General features: G+C 65.5%; 15 protein-coding genes and 2 pseudogenes. 2 read left to right on the top strand and 15 right to left on the bottom strand.

Annotated elements, in window-relative coordinates:
- Positions 1 to 98 precede the first annotated feature (98 nt).
- Together Q0L89_RS05785 and Q0L89_RS05780 are read left to right on the top strand one after the other, a co-directional pair.
- On the top strand, positions 99 to 1,094 hold the full coding sequence (locus tag Q0L89_RS05785; protein ID WP_296763204.1) for a universal stress protein: 996 nt from the start codon (positions 99 to 101) through the stop codon (positions 1,092 to 1,094).
- On the top strand, positions 1,091 to 9,517 hold the full coding sequence (locus tag Q0L89_RS05780; protein ID WP_296763203.1) for a glucoamylase family protein: 8,427 nt from the start codon (positions 1,091 to 1,093) through the stop codon (positions 9,515 to 9,517). The genes Q0L89_RS05785 and Q0L89_RS05780 overlap by 4 nt, the downstream gene beginning before the upstream one ends.
- 217 nt (positions 9,518 to 9,734) lie before the next feature.
- Here the strand turns inward: Q0L89_RS05780 and Q0L89_RS05775 are convergent.
- The 15 genes and pseudogenes from Q0L89_RS05775 to Q0L89_RS05705 all read right to left on the bottom strand — a co-directional run.
- Positions 9,735 to 10,043: pseudogene (locus Q0L89_RS05775) on the bottom strand (transposase); the annotation flags it as partial.
- Positions 10,044 to 10,308: 265 nt separating this feature from the next.
- A complete protein-coding gene (locus Q0L89_RS05770) occupies positions 10,309 to 10,554 on the bottom strand; it encodes a MoaD/ThiS family protein (RefSeq protein ID WP_296763202.1) in 246 nt (81 codons plus the stop codon).
- Positions 10,547 to 12,814: a xanthine dehydrogenase family protein molybdopterin-binding subunit gene (locus Q0L89_RS05765; protein ID WP_296763201.1), complete on the bottom strand. Its 2,268-nt coding sequence runs from the start codon at positions 12,812 to 12,814 to the stop codon at positions 10,547 to 10,549. Before Q0L89_RS05765 ends, Q0L89_RS05770 begins: the two co-directional genes overlap by 8 nt.
- On the bottom strand, positions 12,814 to 13,293 hold the full coding sequence (locus tag Q0L89_RS05760; RefSeq protein ID WP_093117604.1) for a (2Fe-2S)-binding protein: 480 nt from the start codon (positions 13,291 to 13,293) through the stop codon (positions 12,814 to 12,816). Before Q0L89_RS05760 ends, Q0L89_RS05765 begins: the two co-directional genes overlap by 1 nt.
- On the bottom strand, positions 13,290 to 14,156 hold the full coding sequence (locus Q0L89_RS05755) for a xanthine dehydrogenase family protein subunit M (RefSeq protein ID WP_296763200.1): 867 nt from the start codon (positions 14,154 to 14,156) through the stop codon (positions 13,290 to 13,292). Before Q0L89_RS05755 ends, Q0L89_RS05760 begins: the two co-directional genes overlap by 4 nt.
- A 121-nt stretch (positions 14,157 to 14,277) precedes the next feature.
- Positions 14,278 to 14,502, bottom strand: a complete 225-nt coding sequence (locus Q0L89_RS05750; RefSeq protein ID WP_296763199.1) for a hypothetical protein — start codon at positions 14,500 to 14,502, stop codon at positions 14,278 to 14,280.
- Positions 14,503 to 14,583: 81 nt separating this feature from the next.
- On the bottom strand, positions 14,584 to 15,294 hold the full coding sequence (locus Q0L89_RS05745; RefSeq protein ID WP_296763198.1) for an IclR family transcriptional regulator: 711 nt from the start codon (positions 15,292 to 15,294) through the stop codon (positions 14,584 to 14,586).
- 32 nt (positions 15,295 to 15,326) lie between these two features.
- A pseudogene (locus Q0L89_RS05740) lies at positions 15,327 to 15,571 on the bottom strand (integrase core domain-containing protein); the annotation flags it as partial.
- Between the two features lie 111 nt (positions 15,572 to 15,682).
- Positions 15,683 to 16,969 carry an ArgE/DapE family deacylase gene (locus tag Q0L89_RS05735; RefSeq protein WP_296763197.1) on the bottom strand — a complete coding sequence of 429 codons (1,287 nt, stop codon included), beginning with the start codon at positions 16,967 to 16,969 and terminating at the stop codon, positions 15,683 to 15,685.
- Positions 16,966 to 17,739, bottom strand: coding sequence for a hypothetical protein (locus Q0L89_RS05730; RefSeq protein ID WP_296763196.1), 774 nt, complete (start codon positions 17,737 to 17,739; stop codon positions 16,966 to 16,968). Before Q0L89_RS05730 ends, Q0L89_RS05735 begins: the two co-directional genes overlap by 4 nt.
- Positions 17,736 to 18,491, bottom strand: a complete 756-nt coding sequence (locus tag Q0L89_RS05725) for an ATP-binding cassette domain-containing protein (RefSeq protein WP_296763195.1) — start codon at positions 18,489 to 18,491, stop codon at positions 17,736 to 17,738. Before Q0L89_RS05725 ends, Q0L89_RS05730 begins: the two co-directional genes overlap by 4 nt.
- 1 nt (position 18,492) lies before the next feature.
- Complete coding sequence (locus tag Q0L89_RS05720) at positions 18,493 to 19,470, bottom strand: ABC transporter ATP-binding protein (RefSeq protein ID WP_296763194.1); 978 nt, start codon at positions 19,468 to 19,470, stop codon at positions 18,493 to 18,495.
- Positions 19,467 to 20,318: an ABC transporter permease gene (locus Q0L89_RS05715; RefSeq protein WP_296763193.1), complete on the bottom strand. Its 852-nt coding sequence runs from the start codon at positions 20,316 to 20,318 to the stop codon at positions 19,467 to 19,469. The genes Q0L89_RS05720 and Q0L89_RS05715 overlap by 4 nt, the downstream gene beginning before the upstream one ends.
- Before the next feature lie 3 nt (positions 20,319 to 20,321).
- Positions 20,322 to 21,272 carry an ABC transporter permease gene (locus tag Q0L89_RS05710; RefSeq protein ID WP_296763192.1) on the bottom strand — a complete coding sequence of 317 codons (951 nt, stop codon included), beginning with the start codon at positions 21,270 to 21,272 and terminating at the stop codon, positions 20,322 to 20,324.
- Between the two features lie 63 nt (positions 21,273 to 21,335).
- Complete coding sequence (locus tag Q0L89_RS05705; protein ID WP_296763191.1) at positions 21,336 to 22,880, bottom strand: ABC transporter substrate-binding protein; 1,545 nt, start codon at positions 22,878 to 22,880, stop codon at positions 21,336 to 21,338.
- Between the last annotated feature and the right edge of the window lie 17 nt (positions 22,881 to 22,897).

The raw sequence follows: 22,897 nt of genomic DNA, 5'->3' as shown, positions 1-22,897 counted from the left end.
GAGGCATTCACTCGATCGTGGGTTGCGGCATCATTTGGATTGCTGCATTATTTTGGCAGGAGGGCACCATAACTGAGCGTGAAACCCTGGAGCATAACATGACGGGGGCTCTGCCACTTTGCCCGCATGCCGATCATCAGGCTCTTCGCCATGTCCTGGCCTGTGTCGATGCGTCATCCTTTGCGAATGCTGTGTTGGCGCACGCCGCTGCGGTGGCCGTGGCGGTCAAGTCACGAATGACCGTCCTGCGCGTTTTCGAGGCGTCGGCGGAACAGTGGCCGATGGATCCGGTGGAGTGGACAATGCGCCACCGCGATGTGGAGGCTGACTTGCGCGAGCGCGCGTCGCACTTTGGTCACCTGCAAACCGATACGGTGGTCGTAGACGGACCGGCCGCCGAGCGCATCTGCGCCTGGGCGCGTGACAATGCGGTAGAACTGACCGTGCTGGGTCGGAGTGGCGAAAACAACGGATCCTTCGCCGGGTTGGGCGGCACCGTGCGTCGGGTAGCCGAGGTCGTCAACGGTTCGGTGCTGATCGTCCCGCCGTCGCAGGTCGCTGACGCGCCGATACGGTATCGCAGGGTGCTAATACCGCTCGACGGCTCGTCGCGATCGGAATCGGCCTTGCCGCTTGGCTTGCGGATCGCGGCCGCCCACGACGCCGAGATCGTGCTCATCCATGCGGCCCCGGGTGTCGATCTCACCGAGGCGGGCCCGCCTGAAGCGGAGACCATCACTTTGCGCGACCGGCTGCGCCGCCACAACGAGCGTACCGGTGAGCACTATTTGAAACGAGTCCGATTCTGGTTGCCCGCAGTCCCAGCGACGAGAACACGGGTATTGCCAAGCGGCGATCCCCGCCATGCGCTCGCGCGCGCGGTGGTAGAAGAGGATGCCGATCTCATGGTGCTTTCCTGCACCGGCCAGAGTGGACATCCGGACATGTCGGTGGGCAGCGTCGCCGATTATCTGATCAACCACATAAACATCCCGATCCTGCTCGTCCGGAGACCCGAGGGAAGCCCGACAGCGGTTTACGGGAAATCAGGCGAGGCCATGACCGCAAGGCTGCCGAGTCGGGCGCTGTTGTGACACCGGCGGCGGCGCCCCTGGAAAAACGCCGCGTCGCGTCGGACAGCGATTTTGGGCTTGCCGCCGTAGCGATCCGAGCGCGGCATGATATCGAGAGGGGCCGGCCCGAGCCGACTCTGGTCTGGCAGAAACTCTCTGTCATCCTTCCCTGGCTGGATCGCGCGCGCCGCCATTGCCTCGAGGCCTCGCCGCATGCCACCAAGGCCTCGGAGTGGCTGCTCGACAACGAGTTTCAGGTGCGGCGCGCCATTCGGCAGGTTCGCGAGGATCTCCCGCCCGGCTTCTACCGCCGGTTGCCCCGGCTTGCCGCGCCCGAGTATCACGGAATTCCGCGCATCATGGGGCTGGCGCAAGGCATGCTCGATGTCGCGCATATGCAGGTCAGCCTTGCGGGCACGGTGGAGTTCGTCAGGGCCTATCAGCAGGACGGGCCGCTAACGACCGCCGAGCTCTGGGCGTTTCCGACGATGCTGCGCCTCGCCTGCCTGGAGACGCTCGTTCATTCGTTTTCCGAGCTTTTGCCGGAACTTGCCCCACCATTCGAACCGACGCCGCGAATGACGCGTCGCGAGGCGCTCGACCCGACTGAAGGCGTCTCGCGCGCGATTTCGGCCCTCGTGGCGGTGTCGAACACCTCCTGGAAGTCGTTCTTCGATCAGGTCAGCCATATCGAAGCGATCCTGCGGGATGATCCTGCCGGCGTCTATTCGACCATGGATTTCGACACGCGGGACCGATACCGCAAGGCCGTCGAGGAGATCGCGGACGGCGCACAGGTGTCCGAGTGGGACGTCGCAGAGGCCGTGCTGACGCTGACGCGCGCCCATGCCGGCGCGCCTCGCCTCGGGCATGTCGGATGCTGGCTGGTCGCGGAGGGCCGACCGGAACTTGAGCGGAAGGTCGGCTTTCGCGCCAAATGGGGGACCACACTGCGCCGCTGGATCATGGCTCATCCCGGCAGGAGCTATGCCGGAGTTCTGGCAGGCTTCGCCATTGCGGCGATGGTCGTGCCTGCACTTCTGCTCGCCATGTTCGACGCCGGTGCGGTGGCGTGGGTAATCGGGCTTGTGCTGTCTCTCACGCCCGCCATGATCATCAGCACTACTTTCACGCACTGGATCGTCACCCGGTTCGTCCCGCCCCGGGTGCTGCCGAAGCTCGACGTTGAGCGCGGCCTGGGTGCCGGCTGCGACGCGGCGCTGGCGATGCCGGTGATCCTGCGCAAAGAGGCCGAAGTCGCCCCGCTCATCGAACGGCTAGAAACACATTGGCTGTCGAATCCCGATCCGCTGATCCGCGTGGCGCTATTGAGCGACCTCGCGGACGCCGATGCGGAGCATATGCCGGAAGATGCGGTGATCGAGGCGGCTCTGGTCGCTGGCGTGCGTCGCCTCAACGCACGTTATGCCGACCATGCGCCGTTCGTGCTTCTGCACCGGGGGCGCCGCTGGAATGCCGCCGAAGGCTGCTGGATGGGCTGGGAACGCAAGCGCGGCAAGCTCGAGGAACTTACCGGCCTCATTCTGGGCCACCTGCCTGATGCCTTTGTCTTGCGTGAAGGCGATGTCGACACGCTGCGCCGGGCGCGTTTCGTCGTTACCCTCGACGCCGACACCAAGGCGCCGCCGGACGGCATCAACCGGCTCCTGGGTGCGCTGGCCCATCCGCTGAACCGCGTAGAGTTCGACCCGGCGACAGGAAGACCGCGCCGCGGCTACACCTTCATCCAGCCCCGGGTCGAGATTTCTCCCGATGCCGGCAACCGGTCGCTGTTCACCCGCCTCTATACCGGCGATACCGCGATCGACATCTACAGCCGGGCGGTTTCGGACGTCTATCAGGACCTGTTCGGTGAGGGGATATTCACCGGCAAGGGCGTCTTCGACGTCGCCGCGTTCCACAGATGCCTGCATGGCTGCGTACCGGAGAACGCGATCGTCAGCCACGATCTGTTCGAGGGGCTTCACGGCCGTGCCGCACTTGCCAGCGACATCGTCTTCTACGAGGACTTCCCCGCCAACTATCTCGCCTATAGCCGCCGCGCCTTTCGCTGGATCCGGGGTGACTGGCAACTGACTCCCTGGCTGGGCAGAACCGCACCAGGCCGCGGCGGCACGCAGGTGCCCAACCGGCTTTCGGCGCTCGACCGCTGGAAGATATTCGACAATCTGCGCCGCAGTCTCATCCCCCCGGCACTTGTCGCCTTCGCGGTTGCGGGATGGCTGGCGCTGCCGGGACAGGCCCTGATCTGGACGGTGCTGACGGTTGCCGCGCCGGGCGCACACCTCTTCACCGACCTCAGTACCAACCTGGCGCGCGGGCGCAGGCGGGGCGCCACGCAAAGCACTCTGCGCCAGTTGGCGGATCACGCCGGACGCTGGCTGCTGCTGATCGTCTTCCTGGCCTATGAGGCTGCGACGGCGATTGAGGCGATCGCGCGAACGCTCCAACGCGTCTACGTCTCGCGACGCCGGCTGCTGGAGTGGACGTCAGCCGCCCATTCCGCGGCGGAGGTTTCGCAAACCCGGCTCGGGATCTGGCGAGAGATGGCCGCAGCCCCTCTGATCGCGACCACGATCGCCCTCCTGCTTGCCGAACTCAATCTCGCCGCCCTGCCCGGTGCTGCGCCGCTGCTCCTGCTGTGGTTCGCCTCGCCCGAGATCGCGCGGCTTATCAGCAGGAAGCGGCACAGGGTGCCGGAGAACCTGAGCTCCGATGACCGGCTCTACCTGCGCCTGATCGCGCGCCGCACCTGGCTCTACTTCGAGACGTTTAGCGGTCCAGACGACAACTGGCTACCGCCCGACAACTATCAGGCGGACCCACACGAGGAGATCGCACACCGCTCCTCCCCGACCGATGTCGGGATGCTCTTCCTGTCGGCGCTGACGGCGTGGGATCTGGGTCACATAGGTCTTCGTGATCTTGCCGCGCGGATGACCGCCGCCTTGGGCACACTCGATCGGCTGGAGAGCCATGCCGGCCACACACTCAACTGGTTCGACACGAAGACACTCAAGTCGCTTATGCCGCGTTATGTCTCGACGGTGGACAGCGGCAATCTGGCAGTCAGCCTGCTGACGCTGCGCGAAGGCTGCAGGGAGGCCGCAAAGAGTCCGATGCTGTCGCCGACGCTTTGGGACGGATTTGACGATGCACTTCACCTGCTGCGTGAGGCTCTGTCCGCACTGCCCGAGGCCGATCGACGGGCGATCTGCAGTTGGCTCGACAGCATTGTCGGCAAGCTTCCGGCAATCCGAAGCATGCCGAGCAATTGGCGGTCAGCGCTGGATGAGATCGGCTCGGAAGACTGGCCACAGATTCAGGAGCTCGTCGCCAAGGCCCTGGAGTCGAACGTCAAAGCCGATCAACATGAGATTCATCTGTGGCTGGAACGCTCCGATCACCACCTGCTGAGCATGCGGCGGGATCTCGACGCACTGGAACCATGGAGGGCGCTGACCGATACGCCGCCGGCCGGGCTTGACGGGCTGGCGGAGCTGCTGAAGGCGCTGCCGCCACCAGATACTCCGATTGACCAAATGACCGACAGGATCGGCCGGGCGCGCGACGCGTTTTCCGAGCTTGCACCAACCGATCCCGAGAGCCGACGCTGGGTTGCGGAGGTGATTGCGGCACTCGACCGGGGAAATGCCGCTTGCCGCGATCTCTCCGACAGCCTCCAGCAATGCGCGGCCCGCGCGGAGGCTCGTGCCTTCGGCATGGATTTCCGGCCGCTCTATGACGCGGAAACAAAAAACTTCTTCATCGGCTACAATCTCGACTCCAACCGGCTGGAGCAGCATCACTACGACCTGTTGGCAAGTGAAGCCCGGCTGGCCAGCTATTTCGCGATCGCCAAGCGCGACGTGCCCGTGGAACACTGGTATCATCTGGGCCGCCCGATCACCAGGGCGGCCGGCGCATTGTTGACGCTGTCGTGGAATGGGTCGATGTTCGAGTATCTCATGCCAACCCTGCTGTTGCCAAGCGACGAGGGGCGGCTTCTGGGTCAGAGCGAACGTGCCGCTGTTGCCGCGCAACAGCGCTATGGCGACAAGCTCGGCCTGCCTTGGGGTGTCTCGGAATCCGGCTATGCTGCCCGTGATGCCTCGCATCGCTACCAGTATCGGGCATTCGGGGTGCCGGGCCTTGGTCTCAAGCGCGGACTGGCAGAGGACTATGTGGTTGCGCCCTATGCGAGCGCGCTGGCGCTGGCCGTCGCGCCGAGGCTTGCCACGTCCAACCTTCGTCGGCTGGACAAGCTCGGCCTGCGTGACCGATACGGATTCTTTGAGGCTGCCGATTTCACACCGGACCGGCGGCCAAAGAAAGGCGGTTTCATGCCTGTCCGCGCCTATTTTGCCCACCACCAAGGTATGATTTCCGCTGCCATTGGCAACGCACTGAACGATAACATACTGATCAGGCGTTTCGGCCGCGAGCCGCGCATGCGCACCACCGAGCTGCTGCTGCAGGAGCGTGTTCCGTGGGAGTTTACGCCCGAGCAGGCGACCGAAGCCGAAACGACCGCCCCCGACCTCGCCCGCACGCCGACACCGGCGCTGCATGGTTGGACGGCACGCAACCAGGCGGGCCCTCAGCTCCATGCCATCGGCAACGGAAGCCTCGCATCCTGGATGACCGATGCCGGAGGCGGAGCGCTCTGGTGGCACGGCCAATCGCTCACACGATGGACGGGCGACGATGTCAGCCGTGGCGGAGACTCGCGCATCTATGTCAGCGAGCGCGACAGAGGGACGGTCCGCTCGCTCGGCGGTCGCGGAGCGGGCGGGACGTCGGAGACGACGTTCCATGCCCATAAGATTGAGTTCCACGAGCACGCAGAAGGTTTGTCGACGAACCTCGAGATCGCGATTGCGCCGGGCGATGACGTGGAAATCCGTCGCGTTACGCTCTCCAACGAAAGCGACAGGACACGCGAGATCGATGTGACGAGCTATGCGGAGGTCGTGCTTGCGCCTGCGCACGCCCATGAGCGGCACCCTGCCTTCAGCAAGCTCTTCGTCCACAGCGAGCGCCTCCATGGCCAGAACTCGCTGATATTCAAGCGACGCCCAAGACGACCCACCGATCAGCCGCCGGTCCTCATTCATAGCCTTCTGCCGAGCGATTCCGCGGTGACACCAGCAGGTTTCGAGACAGACCGCAGAAGGTTTCTCGCCAGGCACGGCGACCCCGAACGGCCACCGGGCGCGATCGACCCGCTGGATGGCGCCGCCGGATGGACACTCGATCCGGTCATGGCCCTGCGGGCGCGCGTTGTCCTGGCGCCCGGGGCACGCGCGCGGGTTGATTTCGTGACGATTGCGGCCGGCTCACGCGAGACGGCGCTCGAGATCGCCGAACGCTACGCATCCCCGCCGGCACTCGACTGGGTCATGGAAGACGCGCTGCGATCTGCCGCGCTCGAAGCGCGACGCCTCGGGCTCGATCCCCCCGCGCTGGCCGAGGCACAGGCCCTGTGCCACGATCTCGTCTTCCCACGACCGCCCCCGCTCGCATTGGCGGCGGCGTCGGAGACTGATCTTCCGGCCCAGCCGCTGCTCTGGAGCATGGGGCTGTCCGGCGATCTGCCAATCATCCTTGTGCGGGTTGTCGACGACGCGCATGCGCAGCTGCTGCCGATCATCATCCGGGCGCATCAGTGGTGGCTGAGGCATGGCCTTCGTGCGGATCTGGTGATCCTTTGCGAAGGCGCTTCAGGCTATCAGGACCCAATCCGCGACCGGCTGTTTGCCGCTCTTCGCGACGCGAACGTCCCCGAGGGTCTGGGCGGGCCGGGGGGCATACATCTTCTGCCGGCGGACCGGTTCGGTGCAGCCGAGCGCCGGACGCTCGAGGCCACGGCCCGGGTATCTCTCGACGGAGCGGCCATATCACTGACCCAGGCGGTGACACAGCCGCGATCGGGACGCACCGCGCCGCCACGTTTCCAGCCGGTCGGCCCGCCACCGTCTGATCCTGTACCTGCGCCGCCCCTCATGCGCCCCGAAAACCTCGCCTTCGACAATTCTCTCGGTGGGTTCACCCCGACAGAGGGCGACTATGCAATCCACCTGGAGGGTGGGCAGGTGACGCCAGCGCCGTGGTGCAACGTGCTGGGCAATGAGAGCTTCGGCACCATCGTCTCGGAAGCGGGACTGGGCTTTAGCTGGTCCATCAACAGCGGCGAGCATCGCCTTACACCATGGTCGAACGACCCGGTTGTCGAACCGCAGTCCGAGGCGCTCTATCTGCGCGATGAGGAAACAGCGCATATCTGGACACCGACCCCGCTGCCTGCCGGCGGCGCTGCGACCTGCCAGGTCCGCCACCGCGCGGGCGCGACGACCTGGCAGTGCCACGACGAAGGTCTCGAACAGCGCCTCACTGTCTTCGTCCCGCCCGATGCTCCTGTGAAGCTGGCGCTGCTGACCCTAACCAATCCCGACAATCGCGGCCGCCGGTTCACGGTCACCTACTATGCCGAATGGATGCTTGGGTCGATGCCCAGTACCGCGCGGCCACATGTGGTTTGCGGTTTCGATTTCGAAAGTCGGGCGCTGATCGCACGCAATGGCTGGAATCCCGAGTTCGGCGACCGCACGGCGTTTCTTGCCGCCAGCCGGCCACCGCACAGCCTGACCTGTGACCGCGGGGCGTTCCTCGGTCGGCAGGGTGATCCAGCCCGACCGACCGGCCTCACGGCCTGGGGACTCGACGGAGCGCTCAGCGATGTCGCCGACCCCTGCGCAGCATTCCAAGTCCATATCGACCTGGCCGCCGGTGCGACAGAGGAGGTCGTCTTCGTGCTTGGAGACGGAAGCGATCCCGCCGAAGCGGCGCGCCTCGCGGTGCATTGGAATGACGTCGAGACGGCCAAACAGGCACTTGTCGAAAACGATGCCGCCTGGCAGCGCCGGCTCGGCGCCGTCAGGGTTACCACCCCCGACCCGGCTTTCGACCTCATGGTCAATCGCTGGCTCCTCAACCAGACCTTTGCATCGCGCATCTTCGCGCGCGCCGGGTTCCAGCAGGCCGGGGGCGCCTTCGGTTTCCGTGACCAACTTCAGGACATGATGGCGCTGCTGTTTTCCGAGCCGCAACGCGTGCGGGCGCATATTCTGGATTGTGCATCGCGGCAGTTCGAGGAGGGCGATGTGCTGCATTGGTGGCATCCCCCTCTGGGCCGAGGTGTGCGAACGCACTGCTCGGACGATCTGCTGTGGCTGGTCTATGCAACCGGCCGATATGTGACGGCCACCGGGGACACCTCCATCCTCGCCGCAGAAATCCCGTTTCTGTCCGCCCCGCCGCTGGGGATTGACGAGGAAGACCGCTACGCCCTGTTCGAGGTGGGTGCGGAGCGCGCCTCGCTCTTCGAGCATTGCCGGCGGGCAATGGATCGTGGCGTCACGAAGGGCGCTCATGGACTGCCACTGATCGGCACCGGGGACTGGAACGATGGCATGGACAGGGTAGGCAGCGAAGGGCGTGGCGAAAGCGTGTGGCTCGGATGGTTCGCGGCTGTCTGCGCCGACACCTTCGCTGGCCTTGCCTCGGAAACCGGACGCAACGACCTCCATGACATCTGGAAGGCACGCGCCGATGATCTGCGCCGGACTGCCGACGCAGCGGGTTGGGATGGCGAATGGTACGCCCGGGCGTTTGCCGATGACGGCCTGCCATGGGGCTCGAAGACGTCCGACGAATGCCAGATCGACAGCATATCCCAGTCCTGGGCAGCACTCGCCGGCGGCCCCTCTTCGGATCGAACCGCCATGGCCGTCGCTGCCGCGACCGGGCGCCTCGTCGATGATGATGCGCGGCTGGTGCGTCTGTTGACGCCGCCCTTCGACCGGACACCGCGCGATCCGGGTTACATCCGCGCCTATCCGCCGGGAGTGCGGGAAAATGGCGGCCAGTATACGCATGCGGCGGCCTGGCTGGGTCTGGCCCATTCGCGGCTGGCCAATGGCGATGAGGCCCATCGCATTTTCGATTTCATCAACCCCATCCGCCGCACCGACGACCCCATCAAGGCCGAACTCTACCGGGGGGAACCCTATGTTGTGCCGGCCGACGTGCGCGGCGCCGAGCCCGGGTGTGGTCAGGCCGGCTGGACGTGGTACACGGGAGCCGCGGGGTGGGCGTGGCAACTCGCCGTCGAGGGCATTGTCGGCCTCAGCCTTCAGCGCGGTGCTGTCAGGATCGCCCCGCGGCTCCCCAGGAACTGGGGCGGTGCAGAGGTCAGGGTAAAGGGCCCGGACGGGATATTGATCATTACCATCGAAGACCCCGACCGGATCGGCTCCGGCCGCGTTGAGCTTGTGGTGGATGGTCAACCGCTGGACGGCGATTGTATTGCCATCCCGACAGGCGGGATGGAACGCCGCGCCACCGCGCGCCTGCGGCGCTGATTCCCACCGCGCGCTGGTTGCCCCCTCCTGCCTAGCAACTGTATCTTCAAGTGGCGGGCGCCGCCCATTTCTGTCGTGATCTGCACAGCGCCCGCATTCTGGATGGTGGTGCCCCGCTTATGACGCGGCACGAGCACTGCACAAGCAGGATCACCTGGCGCGACGCCCGGAACTGGATGCCGCCCGCGCCACGTTGCAGGTGAACCGTGGGGCCTTGGCGCCGCTTCATCACCTCCCGTGCCGTCTCGGCGTAGATCATGTCGCGATAGTCGGCGCCGATCTCCTCGTGAAGATGCTTCGGGGCGTGCGCCAGCAGGTTGCGATGCTTATGAACCGTGCAACGCTGGATCGGCAGGTCCTCGCCCCAGAGCTGGGCAAGGGCCGCCTCAAGCCCGGGGGCCCCGTCCACGATCACGAACTCGGGGCGGCCCAGACCGCGGGCATTGAGATCGCCGAGAAAGCTGGACCACGCGGCCGTGCTCTCACCGCCCATGTTTCGTATGGATAGCAAGACCTTCTGGCCGTCGGTGACGCGACGAACAAAGTCCTTGGTTCGCGCGTTCTGCGGCCTTGTCAGCACCTCCTCGGCCGTGCCCTGTTCGGCGATGAGTCCGTTGTCGAGAAAGAAGACGTTGCTCGCCACTTCACGCGCGAACTGGATTTCGTGGGTTACCACCAACATCGTCATGTGCTGAGCTTGACCTTCTGTGCAGGGCCGCCCGATTACCCATGCTCCGTCCGGCGTCTCGGACAGTCGTGCAGAGCGCGGCGGACGGCCGCCCCGTGCCGCCTCAGCCGCCCTTGAGGCGTTGCATCAGGAACACCTCGCTGTCGGGCCTGATCGGCTCATCGAGGGCGCTGGCGATGATGCGGCCATCGACGGCGACCGACACGCCCGCGTCGATCGCCTCTTGCAGGCCGGGGTGCTGCTCTACCAGCGCGTCGAGGAGGCCGCCGACGGTGTCTGCCTCCACCTCTACCATCTCCTCGCCATTCGCCAGAGGGCGAAGCCCGGACCAGAGGTTGACCTCAACCATCGCCCGCCTGCTTTTCCAGCGCCTCGAGGATTCGCGGGGGCGACATGGGCAGTTGCCGCATGCGCACGCCCGCCGCCGCCGAGACCGCGTTGGCGATGGCCGCCAGCGGCGGGCAGATCGAGGTCTCCCCAACGCCGCGGACGCCGTAGGGGTGGCCAGGGTTGGGAACTTCTACGATCACGGTGTCGATCATCGGCAGGTCGGACGCCACGGGAATGCGGTAATCGAGAAAGAGCGGATTCTGAAGGCGCCCGTCCTCTCCGTAGATGTATTCCTCATTCAGGGCCCAGCCGATGCCCTGTGCCGCGCCGCCCTGAAACTGCCCCTCCACATAGGTGGGGTGGATCGCCTTGCCGGCGTCCTGCACCACGGTATAGCGCACCACGGAGGTCTTGCCAGTCTCGGGGTCCACCTCGGAATCGACGATATGGGTGGCGAAGCTGACGCCCGCGCCTTCGGGGGTGGCCTCGAAGTGGCCGCAAATCGGCCCGCCGGTGGCGCCCATCTTGCGCGTGATCTCGGCAATCGGCATGGGGGGGAATTCGCCAGCGTTGGGCCCCGACGGCACGGCGCAGCCGTCTTCCCATTTCACCGCGTCCTCAGGGATGCCCCATTTGGCCGCCGCGCGTGCGCAGAGCTTTTTCACCGCGTCCTCGGCGGCCTTGATCGTCGCCAGCCCCGAGGCATAGGTCACGCGGCTGCCGTGCGAGATCTCGTTATAGCCCAGCGAGGCGGTGTCGGCGATGATCACCCGGATATTGTCGTAGGGCACGCCCAGCACCTCGGCCGCCATGAGCGCCATCGAGGCGCGCGAACCGCCGATGTCGGGGGTGCCCACGGCAAGCTGCACGGTACCATCCTCTGATAGAGCCAGCGAGACGGCGGTTTCGCCGCCGTGGTTGAACCAGAAGCCGCAGGAGATGCCGCGGCCCTGCCCCGGTTTCAGGGGGGCGGTGTAATGTGGATGGGCCTTTGCGGCCTCCAGCGTTTCGACAAGGCCGATGCGCTGGAATTTCGGGCCGTAGCTGGCCTTCGTGCCTTCGTGCGAGGCATTCTTGAGCCGCGTGTCGAGGGGATCGAGGCCAAGCTGGTTGCACAGCTCGTCGATCACCGATTCCACCCCGAAGGCCGCCATCGGAGAGCCGGGCGCGCGATAGGCGGCCTGCTTGGGCCGGTTGGTCATCACATCATAGCCGATCTGATGCACGTTCTTGAGCGCATAGGGCGCAAAGGCGCACATGGCGGTCATGTCGGCGGGCGCGCCGGGAAAGGCGCCGCCCTGAAGGCGGAACACGCCCTGCGCAGCAGTGATGGTGCCGTCCTTCTTCATCCCGATCTTCACGTCCATCGAGGTCGAAGAGGTCGGGCCGGTGGCGCGAAACACCTCTGCGCGGCTCATCACCAATTTCACCGGGCGGTTGGCCTTGCGCGACAGGGCGAGGGCGACGGGTTCGATGAAAACTGCCGTCTTGCCGCCAAAGCCGCCGCCGATCTCGGAGGCGGTGACGCGAAGCTGGCTGGTTTCCAGATCAAGCAAGGCGGCACAAACCTTCTGCACGTTCCAATGGCCCTGCGTGCAGCACCACAGCTCTCCTTTGCCGTCTGCGCCGAGTTGGGCAAGGCAGGCATGGGGTTCGATATAACCCTGATGGGTCGCCTCGGTGACGAAATGATCCTCGACCACCAGATCGGCCTCGGCAAAGCCGGCCTCCACGTCGCCGTGGCCACTTTCGTGATAGCCCGCCACGTTAGGATGAAGTCCCTTGGGCACGGTTCCGGCGGCGACGCCTTCGCGGATGACCGGGGCATCCGCTTGCATGGCCTTGTCAACGTCCGTCACATGGGGGAGGGGCTCATACTCCACCTCGATAAGCTTGAGTGCGTCCTTTGCTGCCAGCGCGGATGTGGCGGCGACCGCAGCGACGGCGTGCCCGTCATAGAGGGCGGTGTCGCCGGCCATGACATTCTCGAGGATGTTCCAATTCTCGCCCTTCATGCCGGGGGCGGGCTGTAGCGATTGCGTGAAGTCGGCGCGGGTTACGATGGCCTTCACGCCCTTTGCCGCCTCTGCCCTCGATGTATCTATCTTCTTGATGCGGGCATGGGCGTGCGGGCTGCGCAGGATTGCAGCATGCAGCATGCCCGAGGCATGCGCGTCCGCGCCAAACCGCGCGCGTCCAGTCACCTTGTCCAGGCCGTCGGGCCGATTGGGGCGGGTGCCGATAAACTTGAAGCCGCCTTTTTGATCGTCCAGTGCCATTATGACGCCTCCCGCATGTCTTTGGCCGTGTCCATCACGGCGCGAATGATCTTGTCGTATCCCGTGCAGCGGCAGAGATTACCCGCCAGCCAGTAGCGCACCTCGGATTCGGTGGGGTCGGGATTTTTCTCCAGCAGGGATTTGGCCGCGACGAGGATGCCCGGCGTGCAGATCCCGCATTGCAGCGCGGCGTATTCGATGAATTTCTGTTGCAGCGGATGCAGGGTTTCGCCTTCGGCGATGCCCTCGACGGTGCCGATCTCATGGCCCTCGGCCTCTACGGCGAGCACGAGGCAGGAGCAGACGAGCCGCCCGTCGAGCGTGACTGAACAGGCGCCGCAGTCGCCTGTTCCGCAGCCTTCCTTGGAGCCGGTGAGGTTGAGTTGGTCGCGCAGCACATCGAGAAGCGTCTCGCGCGGGTCGCAGAGGAATTCGGCCTCGTCGCCGTTCACTTTGGTGTTGACGTGGATCATGCTCATTTCCGGTCTCCCTTGGCGCGGGCATAGGCGATCTTGGCGGCGCGCTGGGCCAGCACGCCGGCCACCTTGGTGCGGAACTTGATGGTACCACGCCTGTCGTCGATGGGGTTGCAGGCGGCGCGGGCCGCCCGGGCGAGTTTGTCCAGTGCCGCCTCATCCAGCGTGGAGCCGATCAGCGCCGCGCCCGCCTTGGGCACGAGGCGCACTGTCGGGGCAACGGCGCCAAGGGCGACGCGCGCCTCGGTGATCGTGTCGCCGTCGAGGCGCAGGTTGATCGCCGCGCCGACCACAGCGATGTCCATTTCGGTGCGGGGGATGAAGCGCAGGTAGGCGTCCCCGGCGGCATGTCCGCGCCGGGGCAGGTGCAGGGCGCTGATGACTTCGCCCTTTTCCAGGCAGGTCTTGCCGGGGCCGGTGGGCACATCCTCGACCGCGATCTCGCGGCTGCCGTTGGGGCCGACGACGGTGACATGCGCGCCGGCGGCGGCCAGCGCGGGCACTGCGTCGGCGGCGGGCGAGCCGTTGCAGAGGTTGCCGACAAGCGTGGCGCGTCCCTGCACCTGCGTGGAGCCGATGAGATCCATGGCCTCGACCACGCCCGGCCAGTCCAGTTCGAGGCGGGGATGTTCGGTCATCTCCGCGCCGGAGACTGCCACGCCGATCCGCCAGCCACCGTGATCCTCGTTCGTGATCTCGCGCACACCGGGGATATGCTTGATGTCGATGAGGTCGTCGGGGGTCACGATGTCGGAGCGAAGCTGCACGAGCACGTCGGTGCCGCCAGCGAGAAAGCGCGTCGTGCCGCTGGCCTGCGCGGCCAGCGCGGAGGCCTCGTCAAAGTTGTCGGGTGTGTGGTATCTCATGGGCTCTTTCCTGATCCGGGCCGGAGTGTGCGCTCGGCCCATACGGTCATTTCGGTTATCCCACATACCCTGATCAATCCTCCGGGCTGGCACAAGTGGGGCGGCTTGGGGGAAATATTTCCTAAATATCCCGGACGGCGCGCGCAGATGCCTTTGTGACTGTTACCTGCCACCCTGAAATCCATCCGCCAAGCTCGAACAATGTATCCGTGATCGCGTTTTCCAAGTTGGTGTTTTCGATGCCTGTATCGAAGACGATTCCCGAACCAACCTGGGCGGCAACTTCGGACGTAACGGCAAAGGTAATCTCGGGATCCTCTTGCATCGCACCAGTCACGTAGCTCAAGGAGTCAGTGGCCTTTAGCTGTATCTCTGTACCATCCTCGAGTTTGAACGCTCATTGGCACGCAGGTGACGATATCCGGAATCAAAGGCTTCCCACGATGGCACCTGCGGCCTCGGTCACGAGGGGAGATACCTTACGCACAAAGCTCTCCGGCGTCCATTCCGACAATGAACCCGCGACATGGATCGCCCCAAGCGGGATACCTTCGTCGCGGGAAACCGCAACACCAATGGCAACCTCGCCTTGCACCAATTCGTCGACGACAACCGCATAGCCGTCGCTACGGGCCTTCCCGACCAATGTCATGATCGTGTCGGGGTCCGTTTCGGTCTTTGCGGTGTATTTGTGAAGCGCGGTGCGTGTCACAATGTCCCGCGCTTCAGCTTCGGGCAGGGCTGACAGAGCCGCGCGCCCCCCCGCTGTACAATAGGCCGGAACACTGTGGCCAACGAGGCTGGCATAAAAGGTTTCGCGCTTGCTCTGCATTCGGAGTGCGTAGATCATACGCGTCTCGTCATAGAGACTGAAATCAACACGTTCGCGGACAGTCTTGCGCAGTTCGAGCAGGACCGGCGTCGCCTTCTGCACAACCGGATCCAGACGCAGTAGATCCCATGTGTGATCCAGAATTCGGATACCGGGCAGATAGCCGCGATCATCCGCGCTGCGGCGGATATAGTCGAGCATGAGCAGGGTGTGGATCAGTCGCTGCGCCGCAGATCGGTCGATGCCGGCCCGAGTGGCGATTTCGGACAGGCTGAGCGGTCCGCTCGCCTGATGAAATGCGCCCATCCGTGCGTTTTCTAAGTGGCTTCCCGCCTCGGTTACGCCGCCACTGCTTCGGGCATCGGCTGGTTGAAGTAAGCCTGATCGGGCGTCCGGCCGTCAAGCGATGAATGCGGCCGGCGGCTGTTGTAGAAGCCGAGATAGCGGCCGATCCCGTCGCGGGCTTCGGACACGCTGGCATAGGCCCGCAGGTAGACTTCCTCGTATTTGATGGTCCGCCACAGACGCTCGAGGAGACGTTGTCCCGCCAGGCGCCCTTTCCGTCCATGCTGATCTTGATCTCGCGGGTGGCCAGCACACACTCCGTTACGAAAGCATCAAATCTGTCCCACAGGATCTGACGTTGGACTCTGCCTGTCGGAGAATTTTTAGCCAGGTCATCGCCCCCCATGCGCTACGGGCTCTTGGCTCGCAGTCCACACCAGTCCGCGATGAAGAGCACCATCGATTGGGTCACCTTGCGCAAGGAGACGAGGTCCACACGTTCGTCGAAGCCATGGATCCGGTCGGCCTTCGGTCCGTACACAAGGGCCGGCATCTTGCCGTAGAGGCCGAAGAAGCGCGCGTCGGTGGTGGCGGTGGAGGCGACCTCGTCCAGCTTGCCGCCAAAGACTGCCTCATGCGCGCCCGTAAGCGCCGCCACTGGCGCCTCGGCGTTCTCCAGCCGGTATCCCTCCGCCTCGAAGCCGTTGTAGATGACCTCGGGTGGATTGTTGCGCAGGAAGGGGATGTCGCGGGCGGCGCGGGTGATCGTCTCTTCGATTTCGGCCTTGGCCGCGGCGATCTCCTGCCCCGGATAGATCGATACCCGCACGTCGAATTCGCACCAGGACGGGACCGAAGACGCCCAGTCCCCGCCCGCGATCTTGCCCACGTTCAGGTTGATGGGGTGGTCCACGTCCCGGTAGTCGGGATCGTCGGTCTTGCGGGCGTTCCACTCGGCCTCGAGCCCCTGCAGCGCCTTCGTGATCTCGTAGGCGGCCATGATCGCGTTGGCGCCCTCGCCGGCATCGGCCACGTGAACGGGGATGCCCTGCACCCTGACCCGGAACCAGATCACGCCGATCTGCGCCCGGATCAGGCATTCGTGCAACGGCTCGGGGATCAGCACCGCGTCCGCGCGATAGCCGCGTTCGAGACAGGAAAGCGCGCCGTTGCCAGTGCATTCCTCTTCTATCACGCTCTGCACGCAGATGTCCGCCGCCGGTTCGAAACCGGCCCAGTCGATGGCATCCAGCGCGGCAAGGCAGGCGACCAGACCGGCCTTCATGTCGCCCGCGCCGCGCCCGTAAAGCCAGTCGCCCTCGCGCCGGGGTTCAAAGGGCGGGCTGGTCCACATCTCCAGCGGTCCCTCGGGGACCACGTCGATATGGCCGTTGAGGATCAGCGATTTGCCGGTGGGCGCCTCCGCCCGGCGGGTGCCGACGACGTTCCAGGCGTTGTCGTAGTTCACATGCACCGGCGAGAACCCCGGCAGGTGGCGGATGCGGTCGAGATCGATGCGGAAACGATCCACGTCCAGGCCGCGGTCCTGCATCTGGCGGGCCATGAAATCCTGCGCCGGGGCCTCCTGCCCGCGCAGCGAGGGAAGGCGTGTCAGCTCCTCGGTCAGCGCGACCTGCGCCTCGAACCCGGCATCGACGGCTTCCAGCAGGGCGGTTCTTGTCTTGTCATCGGTCATTTGGCGTCCTCTTCGGCAGGAAGGTTGTCTGACAGGAATTCGAGAATGGTGGCCCGCACCCTTTGGTCGGCGGAGAGCCAGTGTCTTTCGGCAAGATAGCCCGGCGGATCGTAGACGACCGAGCGCATCGGCCCCCCGTCAGTCATGAAGGCACCGCAATCGCCGTGCAGGACCGGAAGCCGGAACCACGGATCCTGCGCCCCGACGAGCGACAGCACGGGCTGGTCTGTGGGGGCATTGAGACCGCGATACGCGGGCCAGCCCGCGTGGCACGTCCAACCTTCGATGATGCGCAGGGCGGCGTCAGGGGCCGTCATCGTGGCCACGGTGATCGCGCCCTCGGAATGGCCCATCAGCGCAACCGGCAGAACCCGCGTCGCGGGCATGTCGCGCAGTTGGGTCATGGCGTGGCGCATCTCTGCCTGCCGCCAGCCCAGCACCGCGCGGTGCAACCCGCCGCGAGGAATCGCCGGGTCGCAGCTACGCGGCTTGTCGCTGCGGGCGAAGCTGTCCGGCGCGACAACGAGGTACCCGGCACCGGCAAGGAAGCGTGCGGAGGCGGTGGTGATCCGGCCGGGTCCGTCGCAGCCATGGGCATAAAGGATCACCGCGGATGCCTCGGTCGTTGCCGGGATATCGGCGGGGGTGACGGCGCTGACAGTCCCGGGCAGCCAGACCTGCGCATGCCGCCACGTCCGCTCAAGATCGCTTTCCGCGGTCGCCATCCCGGCGACGATCGCCAACAACAGTGGAAAGAGAAGGCGGATCACGCCACGGCCTCCATCAACGCACGGCTGTAGGGATGCTCCGGCGTGCCGTAGAAGGTCTCGGCCGGGGCACTTTCGACCACCTCACCCTTGAGCATCACGGCGATGCGGTGACAGACGTAGCGTGTCGCGGCCATGTCGTGTGAAATAAAGAGCGCCGCGAAGCCCAACTTTTCCTGCAGATCGACGATCAGATTCAGCACCTGCGCCTGCACCGAGACATCGAGCGCGCTCACCGCCTCGTCGAAGAGGATGAAGCGCGGCTCGGTGATCAGCGCGCGGGCGATCGCCACCCGTTGCCGCTGTCCGCCGGAAAGCTGGCCGGGGTAGCGCTCGGCGAAATCGGGGGTCAGCCCCACCTGGTCCAGCATTCGGGCCACGGCCTCGCGCCGCGCGGCTGCGGGCGCACCGAGGATTTTCAGCGGCTCGGCCACCGAGACACCGCAGCGCAGGCGCGGGTTCAGCGCCCATTCCGGGTGCTGCAGGACCACCGACAACTGCCCGCGCCGTTGCCGCAGGCGGCCGAAATCCTGGCCGTCGAAGCGCATCGTCCCGCTCGTGGGCCGCAGCAGGCCAAGACAGACCCGCCCCAGCGTGGTCTTGCCCGATCCGCTTTCGCCCACCAGCCCCAAGGTCTCGCCGGGCCCGATGGACAGCGATACGCCACGCACGGCATGAACCGCGTCGCCGCCGATCAGCCGGCGGCGAAAGGTGACGTTGATGTCCTTGAGGTTGATGACCGGCATGGTCGACATCTCAGGCCCTCCGTTCCGCGCCGGGAGCGGCGAGCGCATCCTCGGCGAAGTGGCAGATCACGCGCCGCTTGGCGATCACACGCGGCTCCGGGCGCTCGGTCCTGCACTGCTCCCGCGCGAACGTGCAGCGCGGGGCGAAGGCGCAGGCCTCGCAGCGGCCCGAGAGGCTGGGCGGCATACCGGGGATCGGGTCCAGCCGCTCACCCGGTTTCTCGCTGCCCGCGGCGGCGGAGAGCAGCGCTGCGGTGTAGGGATGCGCGGGCGCGTCCAGAACCGTCTCTACCGCGCCGTCCTCCACCACGCGACCGCCATACATCACCGCCACCCGGTCCGAGTGTCGCGCGATCAGGCGCAGGTCGTGACTGAGCACCACGAGCGTGGCGCCGGTCTCGTCCCGCAGCCTGTTGAGCGTGGCCATGATCTTCTCGCGGATGGAGGCATCGAGCGACGCCGTCGGTTCGTCCGCGATCAGCAGCGCGGGCTGCCGGGCGATAGCCATGGCGATCACCACCCGCTGTGCCATGCCGCCCGACAGCTCGTGCGGAAAGGCGCGCAGCACCCGCCCGGGTTCGGACAGTTCGGCCCGGGTCAGTAGCGCCTCGATTTCTTTCTGCCCGGGCTTGCCGCCCATGGCGCGCGCGACCTGCTTGCCCACGCGCATGGTGGGGTCGAGCGCTGACATCGGGTTCTGGAAGACGAAGCCCAGCTTGTCGCGGCGCAGGGCGCGCAACGTATCCGCATCGGCGTTCAGCACATCGGTGCCGGCGACGCTCAGTGTGCCGCCCTCGCAATGGGCCTCGCCCGGCAGCAGTCGACCGATGGCCATGCCAAGCGTGGATTTGCCCGAGCCGCTTTCGCCGACAACGGCCACCGTCTCGCCCGGGGTCAGGATCAGATCGGTGCCATCCAGCGCCCGCAGGCCACCGCTGCCCGTGCGGTAGGAAATGACCAGATCGCGGATTTCGGCCAGCGGGCTCATGTCAGATCCCTTCCCTTGAGCGGTTCCAGCGCGTCGCGCACCGCGTCACCGACGAGGTTGACCGACATGATCGCCAGCGACAGCACCGCGCCCGAGCTCATCGCCATCCACGGCGCGATCGTCAGATAGGCGCTGCCCTGACGCAGGAGCGAGCCCAGCGAGGCATCCGGCGGCTGCACCCCGAGGCCGAGGAAGCTGAGCGCGCTTTCGATGATCATGCCGATGGAAAGGGCGTAGGTCAGTTGCACCATCACCGCGCCCATGACGTTGGGCAGGATGTGCAGCAGCAGGATGCGCCCGGCCGAGGCGCCGGCGACCTCGGCCGCGGTGACGAAGCCGCGCCCGGCGACGCTCAGAGTGACCGAGCGGACGACGCGGATCAGCAGCGGCAGCGTGGCGATGGCGATCACCGCGATGGCCGAAACCTGGCCCGGCCCGAGGACGGCCGCGACCAGAAGCCCGACCAGCAGCGCCGGGAAGGCAAACAGGATGTCGGCCCCACGCGCCACCATGATGTCCACCGCGCGGCCGAAATAGCCCGCGGCCATGCCCAGGAATGTCCCGATCATGGCCGAGATCAGCACCGCGATCGCCGAAAGCAGGAAGGTCGCCCGAATCCCCTGCACCACGCGGGGCAGGAAGGACCGCCCCAGCTCATCGGTGCCGAAGGGATGCTGCGGCGTCGGCGGCCCGAGGCGCGGACCGGCGGCGATCTGCGTGGGATCGCCCAGCGGAAGCAACGGCCCGAAGATGCCGAGGAAAATTAGCAGAAGGAGCGATGCCAACCCGAAGGCCGACAGCGCGTCACTGCGCCAGATGCGGGACAGCCAGTAGATCGCGGTGCGCATCGTTCAACTCCCCACGCGCGGGTCGATCACCGCATAGAGAAAATCGGCCGTCATGTTGATGGCCACGAAAACCCCGGCGGCCAGCAGCACCCCCGCCTGTACGATCGCATAATCGCGGTTCAGCAGCCCGTTGAAAGTAAACAGCCCAAAACCGGGGATCGAGAACAGAACCTCGACCACCACGGCGCCGCCGAGCAGGAAGCCGAAATATGTCGTCACCACCGTCACCACCGGGATCGCGGCGTTGCGCAGGATATGCAGCCGGATGATGGCGCGCGGCGTCTCGCCCCGGGCGACGGCGGCGGTGATGTAGCCTTCGGTCATCACCCGCAGCACGGCGTCACGGGTGGTTCGAAGCACCAGCGCGATGCCGAAGAGCGACAGCGTCAGCCCCGGCAACAGCATCGTCTGAAGGTTACCCACGGGATCGTCGGTGAACGGGACGTAGCCACCGACGCGAAACCACAAGCTCCAGACCGAGAAGATGAAAATCAGGACCGAGCCGACGACGAAATCCGGCACGCTGGCCCCTATGGCACCGACCACACGCGCGGCATCGAGTCCCTTGCGCCCGCCCCTGCGGATGCCCGAAGCGACGCCGAGCGGCAGCCCCACGGCAAGCGCGAGCCCGAGCGCGATGAACGCCAACTCCAGCGTCACCGGCGCACGGCGGATGAATTCATGGATCACCGGTTTCTGCGTCACCATCGAGATGCCGAAATCCCCCTGCAGGAGCGACACCAGCCATCGCCAGTACTGGACAATCATTGGCTGATCCAGCCCATAGCGCTGGCTGATCGCCTCGCGCGCTTCGGGGGTGACGAAGGGGCCCAGCAGGATATCGGCATAGCCGCCGGGAATCATCCGCAGCGCCAGGAAGACCAGGACCGAGACGCCCAAAAGCGTGATCAGCGCGGCCGCCACCCGTGGGAGAAGATAGAGAAGAAGTCGCATGTCTGACCTTGTAGCGGCGCATTGACGAGGCAGGCACCGGGCCCGCCCCGCCGGCGCAGGCTCTTACTTGGGATCGAACTCGGCGATGTACTGATAGGTGTTGGCAGAGCCGGAGCGATCGGCCACCACCACCTCGACCTGGTCGTTGCGATAGACGACGTAATCCGACTTGCCCACCAGTGCGAGCAGGTTCGCGCCGTCATCGATCATCTCGCATATCTCGACCAGCTTCTCGTCGCGCACCGCCTCGTCGGCAATGGAGGAGACCTCTTTCAGCGCCTCGCTCAGCTCCGGCACGTTCTGCTGGAAGGACAGGTTCCAGACGGCGAAGTTCGGGTCCCACCACTTGATGACCATGCCCGGGTCTGTGTAGCCGGCCAGCCACGAGGCGGAGAAGTCGAAGTCGCCATCGGTAAAGACCTTCTGCAGGTATTCCGCGGTGGGCACCTGGTTGATCTCCACCTCGAAGCCCGCCTCCGAAAGGTTCTGCTGCACGACCTGACCGATGCGGCCCAGAACCGGGTTCGCGGAGCTGATGGTCAGCGCCACCTCGGGCGAAGTATTGCCGGCCTCTTCCAGAAGGCCGCGGGCTTTCTCAAGCCGTTCGTCGCGGGGCATCGCGTAGGTGTCGAGGTCACGGCAAGCGTCCTTGCCGAAGGCCGCGGGCACCGGATAGTCCACGGCGCTGGAGCCGTCGAAGACAAAGTTGTTGATCGCCTCGCGGTCCAGGGAGAGGTTCATCGCCTGGCGCACCCTCTTGTCGAAAAAGGCCGAGTCTTCTTTCAGAGCATTCACGTCCAGACGATAGTAGTTGGTCGTCTGTTGCGGCTGGATCTCGACCTGTGCGTTGGTACCCAGCATCCGCTGCACGTCGGGGTTCTCGAAGGTCGTGAAGTCGATCCGACCGTCGCGGATCGCGGCAATGCGGGCGGATTCATCGGGGATGATCGGCACCTCCAGCGTCGCGGCCAGCGGATAACCGTCGCGCCAGTAATGGGGGTTGGCCTTTAGCGTCCAGCTTTCGTCCTGGTTGTGGTTTTCCACCATGAAGGGGCCGGAGCCCATCATCTCCTGCGTCGGATCGAAGCTGCCCTCGCGCAGTTCCTTCATCGGCAGGATCGCCGCGGTTATGTGGGCAAGCGCGGGCAGGAAAGTCGCGTGCGGTTTGGCCAGTTCCACCTGCACCGTGCGGTCGCCCACCGCCTCGATGCTGGCGATATCGCCCAGCTGGTGCGACCAATAGGAGGCGGTTTCGGGGTTCTTGATCCGCTCGAAACTGCCGATCACGTCATCGGTCGTCACCGCGCGCCCGTTGGAAAATGCAGCCCCCTCGCGGATGGTCAGAGTATAGGTCGTGTCCGAGGTTTGTTCCCAGCTTTCGGCAAGCCCGGCCTGCAGGCCCAATTCGTCGTCGGCGGACAGCAGGGTTTCATAGACCATCTGGTACATTTCCCAAGAGGCGACGGTGCCAGCCACATGAACGTCGAAACCGGTGATCTCGGCCGGTTTACCCCAGGTCAGCGTGCCCTCTTGTGCATGGAGGGGCAGCGCGGCAAGCCCCATGAGTGCGGCGGCAGCAACGCTGCCGAGAAGTTTCCGGGATGTCATCGTTTCAATCCTCTCTG

Source organism: Sediminimonas sp. (assembly GCF_024637375.1).
Taxonomy (GTDB): Bacteria; Pseudomonadota; Alphaproteobacteria; order Rhodobacterales; family Rhodobacteraceae; genus Sediminimonas.
This window is presented reverse-complemented; position numbering and strand designations above follow the sequence as displayed.

Coding starts and splice junctions, on each gene's coding strand:
- Q0L89_RS05785 (WP_296763204.1), top strand. CDS start 99: ATGACGGGGGCTCTGCCACTTTGCCCGCATGCCGATCATCAGGCTCTT.
- Q0L89_RS05770 (WP_296763202.1), bottom strand. CDS start 10,554: ATGGTTGAGGTCAACCTCTGGTCCGGGCTTCGCCCTCTGGCGAATGGC.
- Q0L89_RS05765 (WP_296763201.1), bottom strand. CDS start 12,814: ATGGCACTGGACGATCAAAAAGGCGGCTTCAAGTTTATCGGCACCCGC.
- Q0L89_RS05760 (WP_093117604.1), bottom strand. CDS start 13,293: ATGAGCATGATCCACGTCAACACCAAAGTGAACGGCGACGAGGCCGAA.
- Q0L89_RS05755 (WP_296763200.1), bottom strand. CDS start 14,156: ATGAGATACCACACACCCGACAACTTTGACGAGGCCTCCGCGCTGGCC.
- Q0L89_RS05745 (WP_296763198.1), bottom strand. CDS start 15,294: ATGGGCGCATTTCATCAGGCGAGCGGACCGCTCAGCCTGTCCGAAATC.
- Q0L89_RS05735 (WP_296763197.1), bottom strand. CDS start 16,969: ATGACCGATGACAAGACAAGAACCGCCCTGCTGGAAGCCGTCGATGCC.
- Q0L89_RS05725 (WP_296763195.1), bottom strand. CDS start 18,491: ATGTCGACCATGCCGGTCATCAACCTCAAGGACATCAACGTCACCTTT.
- Q0L89_RS05720 (WP_296763194.1), bottom strand. CDS start 19,470: ATGAGCCCGCTGGCCGAAATCCGCGATCTGGTCATTTCCTACCGCACG.
- Q0L89_RS05715 (WP_296763193.1), bottom strand. CDS start 20,318: ATGCGCACCGCGATCTACTGGCTGTCCCGCATCTGGCGCAGTGACGCG.
- Q0L89_RS05710 (WP_296763192.1), bottom strand. CDS start 21,272: ATGCGACTTCTTCTCTATCTTCTCCCACGGGTGGCGGCCGCGCTGATC.
- Q0L89_RS05705 (WP_296763191.1), bottom strand. CDS start 22,880: ATGACATCCCGGAAACTTCTCGGCAGCGTTGCTGCCGCCGCACTCATG.